A 254-nucleotide genomic window follows, 5' to 3' on the forward strand; every position below is an offset into this window, starting at 1 on the left:
AATTTTGTAACGCCTGTGAAGACTGCTGGTGTGAACTGGCGAAGGGAGCAAGCGACTCGGCAAAAATTTTACGTGAACAAGCCGGGTTACGGCAGTACCAGTGGCGGACGGAAAATACAAGCCATAGCGTCTGCCCTGAGCAGGGTAGATGCTGTATCCGGCGCCGACGACAACTATGAACAGAGTCGCTACGCTTAAAGCATTCAGGACATTGTGCTGTTTTGCGTTTTCCGTGGAGATGGAGGGTTATACCG

General features: G+C 51.6%; 1 protein-coding gene. It reads right to left on the reverse strand.

Features of this window, described 5'->3' with window-relative positions; translation table 11 throughout:
• Positions 1-254: transposase family protein (locus tag BEB54_RS28460; protein WP_172953796.1), on the reverse strand; the 254-nt coding region annotated here is incomplete at both ends.

Origin of the sequence: Escherichia sp. MOD1-EC6021 (genome assembly GCF_002965245.1) — a bacterium.
GTDB lineage: Bacteria > Pseudomonadota > Gammaproteobacteria > Enterobacterales > Enterobacteriaceae > Escherichia > Escherichia coli_F.